We start from the raw sequence: 13,446 nt of genomic DNA, 5'->3' as shown, positions 1-13,446 counted from the left end.
AGGCATGGTGCGGCGCACCCCGCCGCATCCGTTACACGGGGCGTTTTGCCGTCTACGATGGTTCGTGACAGCCCCGCTGCCGCGGGCGCACGGAGATTGCCATGGCACTCACGGATTCACGGGACCTTCCGGTCTCGACCCAGAACGCCCGCTCGGTCGAGCAGTATGAGACCGCCCTGCAACTGCTGAACGGCTACTACGGCGACCCGCTCGCCGCCATCGACACGGCGCTGGCCGCCGACCCCGACTTCGCCATGGGCCACGCGCTGCGCGCCGCGCTGATGGTCACCTCTGGCGACGGCACGGCCGAGCCCATGCTGCGCCAGAGCGTCGAAGCCGGCGAAGCCCGGCACGCCCGCGCCAACGACCGCGAGCGCCGCCACATCGCCGCGGCACGGGCCTGGCTGGACGGCGAGTTCGAGCGCTCGGTCCGGCTCTACGGCGATATCGTGATCGACTATCCACGCGACCTGCTGGCGATCCAGACCGCGCATCTCGGCGACTTCCTGCTGGGGCAGTCATCGATGCTGCGCGACCGCGTGGCGCAGGCGCTGCCGCACTGGGATGCCGGCATGCCGGGCTACGGCTACCTGCTCGGCATGCATGCCTTCGGCCTGGAAGAAACCCAGCTCTACGAGCGCGCCGAGGAAAGCGGCCGGCGCGCGCTCGAGCTCAATCCGCGCGACCCGTGGGCCGTGCACGCGGTGGCGCACGTGATGGAGATGCAGGGCCGGCTGGACGACGGTATCGCCTGGCTGGACGGGCGCCGCGACGACTGGTCCGACGACAATATGCTGGCCGTGCACAACTGGTGGCACCTGGCATTGTTCCAGCTGGAAGCGGGCAGGACCGACCAGGTGCTGGCGCTGTACGACCGCTATATCAAGCGCCCCGCGCCGGCGATCGCGCTGGACCTGGTGGATGCCTCCGCGCTGCTGTGGCGGCTGCACCTGCGCGGCGTGGACGTGGGCCGGCGCTGGCAGCCGGTGGCGGACGACTGGCTCGGCCGCGGCGCGGCCGGCTACTACGCCTTCAACGATGTCCATGCCGTGATGGCCAGCCTGGGCGCGCACCGGCCCGCTGCCGCCGACCAGGTCCGCGCCGCGCTGGAGCGCGCCGCCCTGGGCAACGGCACCAATGCCATGATGTCGCGCGATGTGGGGCTGCCGGTGGCCGATGCCCTGATCGCGTTCGACCAGGGCGATTACAGCACCGCCATCGACCTGTTGATGCCGGTGCGCCTGATCGCCCACCGCTTCGGCGGCAGCCATGCACAGCGCGACATCGTCAGCCTGACCCTGCTCGAGGCGGCGCTGCGCGGCCGCCGCAGCAACCTGGCGATCGCGCTCACGGCCGAACGCGCCGCGCTCAAGCCCATGAGTCCTAGCCTGCACCGGCTGGTGCAGCGCGCCGACTCGTGCCGCGCATAAGTCTCCCTGCCGCGGCCGGGATCGGCGCCTATACTGCACCTGTCCTGACCGGAGACCACCCATGCCCAGCTTCCGCGCCCTGTTCCGCCTCGCCCTCTTTGCCGCCAGCGCCGCGCTGGCGCTGGCGGCCGTGCCGGCCATTGCCCATCACGGCTGGTCCACCTACGACGAGACCAAGCCGCTGACGCTGACCGGCAAGATCGTCGAGAGCCACTACGAGAACCCCCACGCGCATATCCGCATCGATGCCGGCGGCAAGCGCTGGCTGGCCGTGCTGGCACCCGTGTCGCGGATGGAGGCGCGCGGCGCCACCGCCGACAAGGTGGCCGTGGGGCGCGAGGTCACGCTGGTCGGCTACGCCAGCAAGGAAAAGGCCGACGAGCTGCGCGCCGAGCGCATCACCGTGGACGGCAAGACCGTCGAGTTGCGCTGAGCGGGCGCGCGCCGCATGTCGGTGCTGTTCGCGCAATGGACGGAATGGGCCGGCGCGCTGGCGCGGCTGCCGTTCCCGATGGCCCTGCGCAGTTCGGCCTGGGCCTATCCCGCGGTAGAGATCGTCCACCTGGCCGGCATGGCGCTGCTGTTCGGCTCCATCTTCGTGGTCGACATGCGCCTGGCCGGGCTCGGCCGGCGGCTGCCGGTGAGCCTGCTGTTGCGCCATGCGCTGCCCTTCACCGTCGGCGCCTTCATTGCGGTCGCGGCCAGCGGCGTGCTGCTGTTCCTGGCCCATGCCGATGAGCTGGCCGCCAATCCCGCGTTCCTGGCCAAGCTGTGCCTGATCGCACTGGCGCTGGCCAATGTGCTGTGGTTCCACTTCGGTCCCTATCGCAGCCTGCATGCCGGGCAACCGGGCTGGGACAGCGGCGTCGCGCCGCCGGCCGGCGCGCGCGTCAGCGCCATTGTCTCGATGGTGACGTGGTCGCTGGTGATCTGCGCCGGGCGTCTGATTGCTTATGTCTGATGGCCGCGGGACTCACGGCGGCGCCGGAGACAGCATCCCCAGCATGGCTACCAGGGCCATCACCAGCGCGGCGGCGCACGCCTCCAGCAGCAGGCTGCGCCGCAACGCCAGCGTCGCCGCCCGATGCTCCCCGGCCTGCACCGCCAACGCCAGCCGCGGGCTCAGGCGGAAGCGGTTCGCGGCAGCCAGGCCAAGCATCGCCACGAACAGCGCGAGTTTTGCGACAAGCAGCCCGCCATAGGACATCGGCGCAAGATCCGGCAGCGCCGGGCCCACGATGAACCAGTAGTTGAGCGCGCCGGTCAGCAGCAGCGTGGCAACAATGATGGTGCCGATACGGGCAAACCCGTTCGAGGTGCGGCTCAGCAGCACCACCGCCGCCCGGTCCGATACCGGCCGCGCCAGCGACAGCAGCACGAACGCGGCCAACGCGCCGACCCAGGCGCCGGCGGCCAGCAGGTGCGCCACGTCGGCGCTCAGGTGGAGATAGCGCAAGGCGCCCTCATGCATCGCGCCGTGGCCGCCCCAGGCCAGCGTCGCCAGCGCAATCCCGCCGAACCCGGCCAGCGCAGTGAAGCGCGCGCCCGGCCGCCTGCGCCAGGACACGCAGGCCAGCACGAACAGCAGCAGGGCCGCCAGGCGCACCGACCACGCCAGCCCGAAATCCGTCCCTGTGACGATCATGGCGAAGACGTGGGCCTGCAACGCGGCGTAGTCGGACTCCCCTGTCATGGCCAGCGCCATCACCACAAGGGCAGCCAGCGAAAGCCCGATGCCGGCGATGGCGCAGCCCAGCGCAAGCGCCTGGCAACGCTTTGCAAAGCGTGAGGCCCGTTCCCCCCGATGCAGCGCATAGGTGCAGAACAGCGGCAGCCCGAACAGCAAGGCCAGGTCGAAATAGAGCGCCAGGCGCAGCCCGGCGGCCACCCAGTCCGGCTGCTGCAATCACTTCACCGTGAAGGCAATCTTGCCGTTGACGGGATGGGTATCGGACGACACCGCCCGCCAGTCCACCCGATAGCTGCCCGGCGGCAGCGGCTGCGTGGGCGTGATCACCATGGTCTTGGGGTCGTCGCTGCCGGAGACTTTCACGGCCATTTTCATCGGCGCATGGTCAGCCATGCCCGGCATGCCGGTCATCACCAGGTTGGCGCCGGAAAACTGGGTGACCAGGCTCTCGGAGAACTGCAGTTCGATCTTCTGCGGCGCGGCCACCTCGGCCTTGTCCGCCGGCGTGGACGACACCAGCTTCGGGTGCGCGAAGGCGATGCTGCTGGCCAGCGCGGCGGTTGCGGCAAGCAGGGTCTGGATCAGGGGGCGATTGGCATGCATGGTTGTCTCCGCTTGGGGATGATGAAGTTGTGGTGTCAGAACCAGACCCGGACACCGGCGACGAAACGCGTTTCGCCCGCCTTGCCGCCAGAGGTCCGGATCATGTCGGCGGTATTGCCGAAGGTCTGGTAGCGCTCCACGCCGATATACGGCGCGAACTGCCGGCTGAACTCATAGCGCAGCCGCAGCCCCACGGTGCCGTTGGACAAGCCGCTGCCGATGCCCACCTCCGGGTCGTTCTTGCCATAGAGGTTGGCTTCGATGACTGGTTGCAGGATCAGGCGCTGCGTCAGCAGCAATTCGTATTCGGCGGACAGCCGCAGCGCGGTGCGGCCGCTGGTGCCGACATAGGCAGTGGCATCGACCTCGAACCAGTACGGCGCCAGCCCCTGCACCCCGAACGCCAGCCAGTTGCGCGCCGGGCGCCCGCTGCCGGTGTCGTTGCGCAGGCCCAGTTGCGTATCCCAGTAGCTGGCCACGGCGTGTCCCCACAGCAGCTCGGTGCGGGCCTCGTGCAGCTTGCCCTTCGACGCTTCGCCCTCGGCCTTGAGCACCAGCTTGTCGTAGCTGTTGCCGAACCACGCCTGCGCTTCATAGGCGGCGGCATTGCTGCCATTGGCGTGGGCCCACTCCAGGCGGTCGACCAGCACCGAGGCGAACAGGTGCTCGTCGGCCATCACCAGCTGGCGTTTGTCGCCCAGCGCGTACTTGCCGACGCCCAGCTGGTAGCCGCCGGAATAGGCATGCGGATCGCGGGCGTCGGGCGGCGCGCTGCCGCCCTGCATCTTCATGTCGCCGTGGTCCATGGCAGGGGCGGCCATGCCCTGCGTGTCCGGCATCGGCGCACCGCCACCGTCCATGGTCTGGATCCCGTCCTGCTCCATGCCCTGCATCTGCCCATGGTCCATGCCCTGCATGGCGGCCGGGGCATCGTGCTGGTGCGCATGGCCGGCATGCGGGTCCTGCGCCTGGGCTGCGCCGATTGCGGTCAAGGCCAGCGCCACGGCCAGTATCGTCTTCTTGTGCCTGTGCATGGAGATTGCGAATTCAGGTTGAACCATCACGCCACCACCACTTCGCGGAACATGCCCGCATCCATATGCAGCATCAGGTGGCAATGCCAGGCCCAGCGTCCCAGCGCATCGGCGGTGACCAGGAAGCTGATGCGCTGCGCCGGCTGCACCGGGATGGTGTGGCGCCGCGCCTGGAAGCTGCCGTCCGGCGTTTCCAGCTCGCTCCACATGCCATGCAGGTGCATGGGGTGGGTCATCATGGTGTCGTTGTGCAGGATCACGCGCAGCCGTTCGCCGTGCTTGAAGTGGATCGGCGTCGACTTGCCGAACTCGACGCCGTCGAAGGACCAGGTGTAGCGCTCCATATTGCCGGTCAGGTGCAGCTCGACCTCGCGCCCGGGGCCGCGCGCATCCATGGCGCCGCCGATGGTGTGCTGGTCGGCCAGGGTCAGCACGCGCCTGCCGTTGTTGCGCAGGCCGATGCCGGGATCGTCCAGGTTGGTGCGGGCCATGTCGACGCGCATGTCGGTGCCCGGACCGTATTCGGTGCGGGCGTGGCGGGCGGTCTTGCTGGGGACCTTGAGCGGGTCGGCGGCGGCCATGGCGTGCTGGCTGTGGTCCATGCCGGCGTGGTCCATGCCCTGCATCGGCGTGGCGCCGTGCTGCATGCCGCCGTGTCCCGCATGACCGCCATGCCCGCCGTTGCCCGTCATCGCGCCCATCATGTCGGTCATGGTCAGCCATTCGGCCCGGTCTAGCGCGGGCACCGGCGCCGCCAGCCCTTCCCTGACCGCCAGCGTGCCGCGCGCATAGCCGGTACGGTCCATCGATTGCGCGAACAGCGTGTAAGCGTCGTCGCGCGGTTCGACAATCGCATCGCAGGTCTCGCCGGGGCCGAAGCGGAATTCATCGACCGTGACCGGTTCGATATCCTGGCCGTCGACCTGCACCACCCGCAGCTTCAGCCCGGGGATGCGCACGTCATAGAAGGTGTTGCCCGAGCCGTTGATAAAGCGCAGGCGCACGGTCTCGCCACGCCGGAACAGCCCAGTCCAGTTGCCGGCCGGCGTGACGCCGTTGGCCAGGTGCGTGAGCGTGGCGCTGGACAGGTCGGCCAGGTCGGTCGGGCTCATCCGCATCTGGTTCCACATGCTGCGCTTGTCCAGCGCCTGCTTCAGCCCGTCGCGCGAGACGTCGCGGAAGAAGTCGACCACGGTCGGCTGGTTGTAGTTGTAGTAGTCGCCCTGGACCTTGAGCTTGGTCAGCACCCGCATCGGATCTTCGTCGGTCCAGTCCGACAGCAGCACGGTGTGGTCGCGGTCGGCCCGCACACTTTCCTGGCCCGTGGCCGGATCGATGACGATGCCGCCGTACACACCGGTCATTTCCTGGAAGCCCGAATGCGAGTGGTACCAGTAGCTGCCGGTCTGCGCGACCTTGAAGCGGTAGGTGAAGGTCTCGCCGGGCGGGATGCCGGCAAAGCTGATGCCCGGCACGCCGTCCATCTCAAACGGCAGGATGATGCCGTGCCAGTGGATCGAAGTGGCCTCGCGCAGGCGGTTGGTCACGCGGATGGTGACCGTGTCGCCCTCGCGCCAGCGCAGCGTCGGGCCCGGCAGCATGCCGTTGATGGTGGTGGCAATGGCCGGCTTGCCGGTAAAGTTGACCAGCGACTCGCCGATCACCAGGTCGAACTCGGTGCCGCGCAGGACCGGCGCCGAGCCGGAGCCGGCCGGGGCAGCCTGCCCGGCGCGCTGGCCCGCATGCTGCGCCCACGCGCTGCCGCCGACGCCAGCAAGGCTGGCCACCACGCCGCCGGCAACCAGCCCTTGCACGAAGCGGCGGCGGGGTAAATCGGGCAGCACAAGGCCGGTACTGGGGTGGCGTCGCATGTCATCAGTCCTGGTAGAAAGCATGCCAAGCGTAGCCAAGGCCACCCTACGCACGTCTGACCGGAACATGACATTGCGGTAATCTTCCGGTCATGTTGGCGCCCGCGTTGCCGGCGTAGAGTTGCCGGACCCTGCCCAAAGGGCCGATCGATCAAGGAAAGTGCTGTGAAACTGCTAGTGGTGGAGGACGAGTCCAAGACCGGCGAATACCTGCGCCAGGGGCTGACCGAGGCGGGCTTTGTCGTCGACCTGGTGGCCAACGGGCTGGACGGCCAGCATCTGGCGATGACCGAGCCCTATGACCTGGTCATCCTGGACGTGATGCTGCCGGACGTAGATGGCTGGCGCATCGTGCAGGCGCTGCGCGCGGCGGAGATCGCCGTGCCGGTGCTGTTCCTGACCGCGCGCGACAGCGTGGCCGACCGCGTCAAGGGGCTGGAGCTGGGTGCGGACGACTACCTGGTCAAGCCCTTCGCCTTTTCCGAGCTGCTCGCGCGGGTGCGCACGCTGCTGCGCCGGGGCACGGCGCAGATGGCGCTGGACCGCATCCAGGTGGCCGACCTGGTGCTGGACCTGGGCCGCCGCCGGGCCACGCGCGCCGGGCGCCGCATCACGCTGACCAGCAAGGAGTTCGCCTTGCTGGAACTGCTGGCGCGCCGCCGCGGCGAAGTGCTGCCGCGCTCCTTGATCGCCTCGCAGGTGTGGGACATGAACTTCGACAGCGACAGCAATGTCATCGACGTCGCCATCCGGCGCCTGCGCGCGAAGATCGACGATGAGTTCGAGCCCAAGCTGATCCAGACCGTGCGCGGCATGGGCTATGTGCTGGAAGCCCCCGAGGCAGCGGAGAACGCTGAATGAAGGGCCGGATGTCGCTGACGGCACGGCTCACCATCCTGTTCTCGCTGTCGTCGGCCGCGGTGCTGCTGGGGCTGGGCGTGCTGATCTGGCTGGCGATCGACAATCATTTCGCCGACGAGGACTACGCCGTGCTGGGCGACAACGTGCGGCTGATCCAGAAGATCGCGGCCGAAGGCCCGGCGGCGTCGCTGGCGCAACGCCTGGGCCCGGTGCTGGAACACCATGCCGGCTTCGTCGCCGAGGTGCGCGCCGCGGACGGCAAGCGCCTGTATGCCACGCAGGACTTCGATTTCGGCATGGCCCTGGCCGCCGCCGCGCAACTGCCGGCGCAGCGGCATGCCTTCACCTGGGAACAGGGTGGCCAGACCTACCGCGGCATGCGTGCGCTGGCGCAGGTGCCGCCCGGACAGCCGGGGCCGCTGCAGGTCGTGGTCGGCATGGACACGGCACTGCATGCCCACTTCATGCACGCCTTCCGCCAGTCGCTGGCCTTCTACGCCGCGCTGGCCGCGCTGGCGAGCGGGCTGCTGGGCTGGTGGGCCGCGCGCCGCGGGCTCTCGCCATTGCGCACCATGGCCTCGCGCGCGCGCACCGTCACCGCGCACAAGCTCGACGAGCGCATGCCGGTCGATGCCGTGCCGGTGGAAATGGCCGACCTGGCCGCGACGCTCAACGCCATGCTGGAACGCCTGCAGCGCGATTTCGCGCGCCTGTCGGAGTTCTCATCGGACCTGGCGCACGAGCTGCGCACGCCGATCACCAACCTGATGACGCAAACCCAGGTGGTGCTGTCGCAGCCGCGCGATGCGGACAAGTACCGCGACGTGCTGGCATCCAACGTGGAAGAGCTGCAGCGGCTGTCGCGCATGGTGTCGGACATGCTCTACCTGGCGAAGATGGAGCACGGCATCACCCTGCCGAACGCCGAGCCGATCGAGGTCGCTGATGAGGTCGCTGCGCTGTTCGATTTCTACGATGCGTTGGCTGAGGACAAGGGTGTGCGCATGGCCGTGCGCGGCAGTGGCCGCATCACCGGAGACCGGCTGATGCTGCGGCGGGCGCTGAGCAACCTGCTGTCGAATGCGCTGCGGCATACGCCGGCGGGCAAGGGCATTGTGGTGGAGATCTTGCCCGCTGCCGAACGGGTGACGGTGGTCGTCGAGAACGAAGGCGAGACCATCCGGCCTGAACTGCTGCCCTCGCTGTTTGACCGGTTCTTCCGCGCGGACAAGTCGCGGGCGCGGCCCGAGTCCGATGGTGCGGGGCTGGGGCTGGGTCTGGCGATCACGCAGGCGATTGTGGCTGCGCATGGCGGGGGCATTGGAGTGGAGTCGGAGGGGGGGCGGACGCGCTTTGTCCTGACGTTCAGGGCGTAGGGAGTGAGGGAGACTGCGCCGTGCCAGCGCTGATCGCATCCGCCGGCAACCCAGGCAGCATGGCGCGTATCGCGGGGACGAGCTCCCGCGTGAGCACCGTCCGCGTGATCCGGGCAATGTCTTCGGCAAGGTCGGACCATTCCGCCATTCGGCAAAGCAGGTAAAAATCGCGCTGGCCCAGCCGCGATGGCGGGATCGGCACCAGCTCGACCTGATCCAGCCACACCCGCGATTGCCAGAGGCAAAGGGGCGTGCTGACGGCCCACCCAAGTCCCGCAGCCACCAGGCTCAGCAGCGGATCGGTCGCATCGAACTCGAATCGACGTGCCGCTTCCACGCCGATGTGGCGCAGGTATCGCTCGACTTGCTGGCCGATGACCGAGCGCTGCGTGTACCGGATCAGCGGCAGATCGCCGACACGGTCGGCGAGGTCTTGCGCCTTGGACAACGGCAGTACATGGCTGCCTTTGGGAAATACGGCCACCCAGCTTTCGGAAAACAGAAGTCGCTGGGCAATGCGTGCTTCGGCTACCGGCACTTCGGTGCAGATCGCCAGGTCCAGCTCCCGGCCCAGCAGCTGGGCATTCAGGCCCGGGGTCAGGCCAGACCATAGCTGCATTTGCCTGGCAGACCCTGACAGCCCGCGAATCAACGCCGGCCCCAACGTCGCTGCAAAGGAGTCCACACAACCGAGCCGTATCTGGGCGTGGTCCAGCCGCACGCGCTTGCGCAACTCCTCATCCACATGCCGGGCCTCGGCCAGCAGGCGGTCCGCCATCTCCAGCAGGATGTTCCCTGCGCGCGTGGGCCTGGCAGGCCGCACTTCCCTGTCGAACAGCTGGATCCCGTATTCGACTTCGAGTGAGCGGATCATCTGGCTGACCGCGCTTTGGCTGACGCCGAGCCCTTGTGCGGCAAGGGCCATGGAACCGGATTCACAGACAGCCATAAAGACCTGTAGCGCGTGCAGGTCGGGCACGCGCGCGCGGCGCCGGGTCGGGGAAATCGCGGAGGGCATGGGAGCGGACTTGGCCATGTGCTTGCCTGCAACAGGGAGCGGTGTCGGCCACTATAACTTAAGCAAATCTAAATTTTTCTATAAATATCTCTTCAACTAAGGCTCCGGGGCTGCCGTCGCTCCTAGGCTTGCATCCAGTTCTGATCCCACCAGGAAATCTCCATGCAAAGCTACGACGCGATCGTTATCGGAGCCGGCGTGATCGGCAGTTCCGTCGCCTGCCATCTCGCCCGCCAGGGCTGCACTAACGTGCTCGTGCTCGAGCGCATGCAGATCGGTACAGGAACCACCTCCCAATCCAGCGGCATTCTGCGGACGCACTACTCGGTCATCGAGAACGTCCGGCTGGCGCAAGCGTCGTGGCAGGTGTTCAACGACTTTGCCGCTTACCTGGGCGACGAAGAGGCCTCCGCGGGCATGGTCAAGTGCGGCTACCTGATCGCCGCGCCGGATGGTCCCAGGCTGTCCCCGCTGCGTGCCTCGCTGGAAGCCCAGCAGGCACAGGGGATCGAAGTGCGGCTGCTCGATGCAAAGGAAGCGCAAAGCCTGCTTCCGATTGCCCGCTTCGACGACGCTGCGCTGATCGGCTACGAGCCGGAAGCCGGCTTTGCCGACGCTTACCTGGTCGCCACCGGCTTTGCGCGGGCGGCACGCCGCCTCGGGGTCAGGATCCTCGAAGGCGTCGGAGTCGAACGGTTGTTGCTCGACGGCGGCAAAGTCGCCGGCGTTGAAACCTCGCGAGGAACCTTCCTCGCCGGCACCGTCATCAGCACCCAGAATATCTGGGCGACCGAAATCGAGCGCTGGACCGGCATCGCCAGCCCGGTCGTCCCCGAGCGCCATGCCGTGCTGGCACTGGAAGCGGCATCGCCCTATACGTTCCAGATGCCGGTGTACAAGGACCTCGGCTCTCCCGGCATGCTGTATTGCCGCAGTTACGGCGGCAGGCAGATGCTGGTCAGCGAGGGCACCGTCGGTGAGACGCTGTCGTCGCCGGACAACGAGCAAGGCGACATCAGCATGAATTACATGGTCGAAGTCGGCACGCAAGTCGCCAAGCGCTTCCCCACCTATGCGGACGCCGGGATTGCTTCGTCCTGGACCGGCGTCTACGACGTGACGCCCGACTGGAACCCGGTGCTCGGGTGTCTGCCCGAGGTACCGGGTCTCGTGGTGGGTTACGGCTTCTCGGGCCACGGCTTCAAGCTGGCTCCCGCGGTCGGACGCGTGCTGGCCCAGGCAGCGCTGGGCATCGAGACCGAGATTGACATCGCCCCCTATTCCCTGGAGCGCTTCCGCAATGGTGCGCTGCTGACTGGCAAGTACGGTCTCGGCGCGGTGTCCTGAGCCCCGCGTTTGCAGTGCTGCCGATCCGGGTCGCAGGGCACCATCACTCCCCTTGTCGCGGATAGATGGTGATGGACAGGAACCTGATCGGACACCTGGTCAGGCCTACCGGGCCATGCGGTATCTCGCCGGCGAAGGTCAGGGCATCGCCGGGTCCGAGCGTATAGGTTTGCTGTCCGCAGCGATACTCGACCACGCCCTCCAGCATGTACAGGAATTCGGTGCCGGGGTGCTGGAAGGTCGGGTAGCGCTCGGTGTCGTCCTCGATCGTGATCAGGAACGGCTCAAAGGCTTTCACGGGGCCCTGGTCATAGGCCAGCAGATGATAGGTATGACCGCTCCTGGTGCCGCGCCGCACCACCTCCATCCCCGCTCCATGCCTGACATGCTGCGCGGCAGCCGACGCGCCATCGTACTTGCTGAACAGCACCGCCATTGGCACGCCCAGCGCGCGGGCGATACGGGCAAGCGTATCCATGCCGGCCATGGTGCTGCCGGTCTCGATCTTCGACAGCATCCCGCGGCTCAGGCCTGCCTGTTCCGCGACCTGGGCAATCGTCAGCCTTTCCCGCAGCCGCAGTTCGCGAATGACCATGCCCACCGATTCCTCAATGTGGGGCACTTGGGCTTCAAATGGGGGCTCGGCATGGGTCTTCATGTGGGTCTCTCAGTCATTGACGCACCAGGAGGATAATTCCTGATGGGCACACTTGTTGCTCCACATGAATCATCGCAGATTTGCGTCCCAGCGAGCAAGTCATGCGCCTGGCGCTGCGAGGCGCATTCCAAAGTCGGAAGGAGCCGATCCATGAAGTCAGAGTTGAGTGCGCATCTTGCGGCGCCAGCCGGGGCGCTGACCCCGGCTCCGCGGTTCAACACCGTCGAAGACGCTCAAGACTATCTGCTGGCGCGCGGCGTCAGCTACGTCCTCGCGCAGTTCGTCGATATCCACGGCGTCGCCAAGGCCAAATCGGTGCCAGTGGCGCATCTTGGCTCGGTCCTGGCAGAGGGTGCGGGCTTTGCCGGCTTTGCCATCTGGGGCGTCGGCATTGAACCGCATGGCCCGGACTTCATGGCTCGCGGGGATCTCGACACCATCGGGCTGGTGCCATGGCAGCCGGGCCTGGCCCGGATCGTATGCGAAGGGCATGTCGATGGTGCGCCATGGCAGTACGACAGCCGGGTCGTCCTGAAGCGGCAGATCGCCAGGCTCTCGCAAGGTGGCTACACGCTTTATACCGGCCTCGAGCCTGAGTTCTCGCTGCTGCGCCGTGACGACAAAGGCGGCATCGGTCCGTGCGACCCGAGCGATACGCTGGCCAAGCCTTGCTACGACTACAAGGGGCTGTCGCGCACGCGTACTTTCCTGGAGCGTCTGTCCAACGGACTGCGCGCCGCGGGAATCGATGTCTACCAGATCGACCATGAAGACGCCAACGGGCAATTCGAACTGAATTACACCTTCACCGACTGCCTGACGTCTTGCGACCATTTCATCTTCTTCAAGATGGCGGCATCGGAAATCGCCAACGAGCTGGGCCTGGTGTGCTCCTTCATGCCGAAGCCGTTTGCAAACCGCCCCGGCAACGGCATGCATATGCACATGTCGATCGGCGATGGCCAGCGCAACCTGTTTGCTGACAAGAGCGACCCGCGCGGGCTGGACCTGTCCCAGCTGGCCTATCACTTCCTTGGCGGGCTGCTGGCCCATGCGCCGGCGCTCACGGCGCTTTGCGCGCCCACCGTCAATTCCTACAAGCGGCTCGTGGTGGGCCGTTCCCTCACCGGCGCCACCTGGGCTCCCGCGTATATCAGCTATGGCGACAACAATCGCTCGAGCATGATCCGCATCCCCAAGGGCCGGCTGGAACTGCGGCTGCCCGATGGCGCCGCCAACCCGTATCTCGCCACAGCGGCCGTGATTGCGGCGGGGCTTGACGGCATCGACCGGAAGCTCGATCCCGGCGCACCGCGCAACACCAATCTCTATGAGTGGAGCGAGGCGCAGCTGGCCGAAGCCGGCATCGGCCTGCTACCCCAGAACCTTGGCAGCGCGCTGGATGCCCTCGAAGCCGATGCGCTGATAGCCGACGCACTGGGACCCGTTGCGCAAGAGTTCCTGAAGCTCAAGCGCATGGAGTGGCTCGAATATCAACGGCATGTCTCGGACTGGGAAGTGAAGCAGTACCTGGAATTCTTTTGAAGAAGGAATCACG

13 protein-coding genes are annotated in these 13,446 nt (G+C 67.2%); 7 read left to right on the top strand and 6 right to left on the bottom strand.

Going from position 1 to position 13,446, the window contains the following annotated elements:
• Window positions 1-101 precede the first annotated feature (101 nt).
• The 3 genes from AC1Q6V_RS11440 to AC1Q6V_RS11430 all read left to right on the top strand — a co-directional run bounded on the left by AC1Q6V_RS11440 (window position 102) and on the right by AC1Q6V_RS11430 (window position 2,391).
• Complete coding sequence (locus tag AC1Q6V_RS11440; RefSeq protein ID WP_454751056.1) at window positions 102-1,430, top strand: tetratricopeptide repeat protein; 1,329 nt, start codon at window positions 102-104, stop codon at window positions 1,428-1,430.
• A 61-nt stretch (window positions 1,431-1,491) separates the two neighbouring features.
• Window positions 1,492-1,863, top strand: a complete 372-nt coding sequence (locus AC1Q6V_RS11435) for a DUF6152 family protein (protein ID WP_454751055.1) — start codon at window positions 1,492-1,494, stop codon at window positions 1,861-1,863.
• A 15-nt stretch (window positions 1,864-1,878) separates the two neighbouring features.
• A complete protein-coding gene (locus AC1Q6V_RS11430; protein ID WP_010810955.1) occupies window positions 1,879-2,391 on the top strand; it encodes a DUF6644 family protein in 513 nt (170 codons plus the stop codon).
• Window positions 2,392-2,403: 12 nt separating this feature from the next.
• Here AC1Q6V_RS11430 and copD read toward each other — a convergent pair whose 3' ends face one another.
• Genes copD through AC1Q6V_RS11410 form a run of 4 tightly spaced genes read right to left on the bottom strand, consistent with a single transcriptional unit; the run spans window position 2,404 to window position 6,628 of the window.
• Window positions 2,404-3,336 carry a copper homeostasis membrane protein CopD gene (copD, locus tag AC1Q6V_RS11425; protein ID WP_010810954.1) on the bottom strand — a complete coding sequence of 311 codons (933 nt, stop codon included), beginning with the start codon at window positions 3,334-3,336 and terminating at the stop codon, window positions 2,404-2,406.
• Window positions 3,337-3,723 carry a copper homeostasis periplasmic binding protein CopC gene (gene copC, locus AC1Q6V_RS11420; protein ID WP_010810953.1) on the bottom strand — a complete coding sequence of 129 codons (387 nt, stop codon included), beginning with the start codon at window positions 3,721-3,723 and terminating at the stop codon, window positions 3,337-3,339.
• 35 nt (window positions 3,724-3,758) lie between these two features.
• Window positions 3,759-4,757, bottom strand: coding sequence for a copper resistance protein B (locus AC1Q6V_RS11415; RefSeq protein WP_143010641.1), 999 nt, complete (start codon window positions 4,755-4,757; stop codon window positions 3,759-3,761).
• A 26-nt stretch (window positions 4,758-4,783) separates the two neighbouring features.
• Window positions 4,784-6,628 (bottom strand): copper resistance system multicopper oxidase, encoded by a 1,845-nt coding sequence (locus AC1Q6V_RS11410; protein WP_454751054.1) that lies wholly within the window; start codon window positions 6,626-6,628, stop codon window positions 4,784-4,786.
• A gap of 165 nt (window positions 6,629-6,793) precedes the next feature.
• On the opposite strand from AC1Q6V_RS11410, the gene AC1Q6V_RS11405 reads away from it, so the two are divergent.
• Complete coding sequence (locus tag AC1Q6V_RS11405; RefSeq protein ID WP_010810950.1) at window positions 6,794-7,489, top strand: heavy metal response regulator transcription factor; 696 nt, start codon at window positions 6,794-6,796, stop codon at window positions 7,487-7,489.
• Entirely contained in the window at window positions 7,486-8,865 is a 1,380-nt protein-coding gene (locus tag AC1Q6V_RS11400; RefSeq protein WP_439669364.1) for a heavy metal sensor histidine kinase, read from the top strand. The genes AC1Q6V_RS11405 and AC1Q6V_RS11400 overlap by 4 nt, the downstream gene beginning before the upstream one ends.
• Here the strand turns inward: AC1Q6V_RS11400 and AC1Q6V_RS11395 are convergent.
• Entirely contained in the window at window positions 8,855-9,901 is a 1,047-nt protein-coding gene (locus AC1Q6V_RS11395) for a LysR family transcriptional regulator (protein WP_439669365.1), read from the bottom strand. The genes AC1Q6V_RS11400 and AC1Q6V_RS11395 overlap by 11 nt on opposite strands.
• Before the next feature lie 144 nt (window positions 9,902-10,045).
• Between AC1Q6V_RS11395 and AC1Q6V_RS11390 the strand changes: the two genes are divergently transcribed.
• Window positions 10,046-11,230, top strand: a complete 1,185-nt coding sequence (locus AC1Q6V_RS11390; RefSeq protein ID WP_058696617.1) for an NAD(P)/FAD-dependent oxidoreductase — start codon at window positions 10,046-10,048, stop codon at window positions 11,228-11,230.
• 43 nt (window positions 11,231-11,273) lie between these two features.
• Here AC1Q6V_RS11390 and AC1Q6V_RS11385 read toward each other — a convergent pair whose 3' ends face one another.
• Complete coding sequence (locus tag AC1Q6V_RS11385; RefSeq protein ID WP_454751053.1) at window positions 11,274-11,888, bottom strand: helix-turn-helix domain-containing protein; 615 nt, start codon at window positions 11,886-11,888, stop codon at window positions 11,274-11,276.
• A 150-nt stretch (window positions 11,889-12,038) separates the two neighbouring features.
• Here AC1Q6V_RS11385 and glnT point away from each other — a divergent pair, with 150 nt between their 5' ends.
• Window positions 12,039-13,433, top strand: coding sequence for a type III glutamate--ammonia ligase (glnT, locus tag AC1Q6V_RS11380; protein ID WP_454751052.1), 1,395 nt, complete (start codon window positions 12,039-12,041; stop codon window positions 13,431-13,433).
• The last annotated feature ends 13 nt before the right edge of the window (window positions 13,434-13,446 follow it).

The organism is Cupriavidus sp. GW823-FHT07B10 (assembly GCF_058794355.1).
This window is presented reverse-complemented; position numbering and strand designations above follow the sequence as displayed.

Excerpts from the sequence above, each read along its gene's own strand:
- AC1Q6V_RS11415 (WP_143010641.1), bottom strand. The coding sequence starts at position 4,757 with ATGCACAGGCACAAGAAGACGATACTGGCCGTGGCGCTGGCCTTGACC.
- AC1Q6V_RS11435 (WP_454751055.1), top strand. The coding sequence starts at position 1,492 with ATGCCCAGCTTCCGCGCCCTGTTCCGCCTCGCCCTCTTTGCCGCCAGC.
- glnT (WP_454751052.1), top strand. The coding sequence starts at position 12,039 with ATGAAGTCAGAGTTGAGTGCGCATCTTGCGGCGCCAGCCGGGGCGCTG.
- AC1Q6V_RS11395 (WP_439669365.1), bottom strand. The coding sequence starts at position 9,901 with ATGGCCAAGTCCGCTCCCATGCCCTCCGCGATTTCCCCGACCCGGCGC.
- AC1Q6V_RS11440 (WP_454751056.1), top strand. The coding sequence starts at position 102 with ATGGCACTCACGGATTCACGGGACCTTCCGGTCTCGACCCAGAACGCC.
- AC1Q6V_RS11430 (WP_010810955.1), top strand. The coding sequence starts at position 1,879 with ATGTCGGTGCTGTTCGCGCAATGGACGGAATGGGCCGGCGCGCTGGCG.
- copC (WP_010810953.1), bottom strand. The coding sequence starts at position 3,723 with ATGCATGCCAATCGCCCCCTGATCCAGACCCTGCTTGCCGCAACCGCC.
- AC1Q6V_RS11385 (WP_454751053.1), bottom strand. The coding sequence starts at position 11,888 with ATGAAGACCCATGCCGAGCCCCCATTTGAAGCCCAAGTGCCCCACATT.
- AC1Q6V_RS11410 (WP_454751054.1), bottom strand. The coding sequence starts at position 6,628 with ATGCGACGCCACCCCAGTACCGGCCTTGTGCTGCCCGATTTACCCCGC.
- AC1Q6V_RS11390 (WP_058696617.1), top strand. The coding sequence starts at position 10,046 with ATGCAAAGCTACGACGCGATCGTTATCGGAGCCGGCGTGATCGGCAGT.
- AC1Q6V_RS11400 (WP_439669364.1), top strand. The coding sequence starts at position 7,486 with ATGAAGGGCCGGATGTCGCTGACGGCACGGCTCACCATCCTGTTCTCG.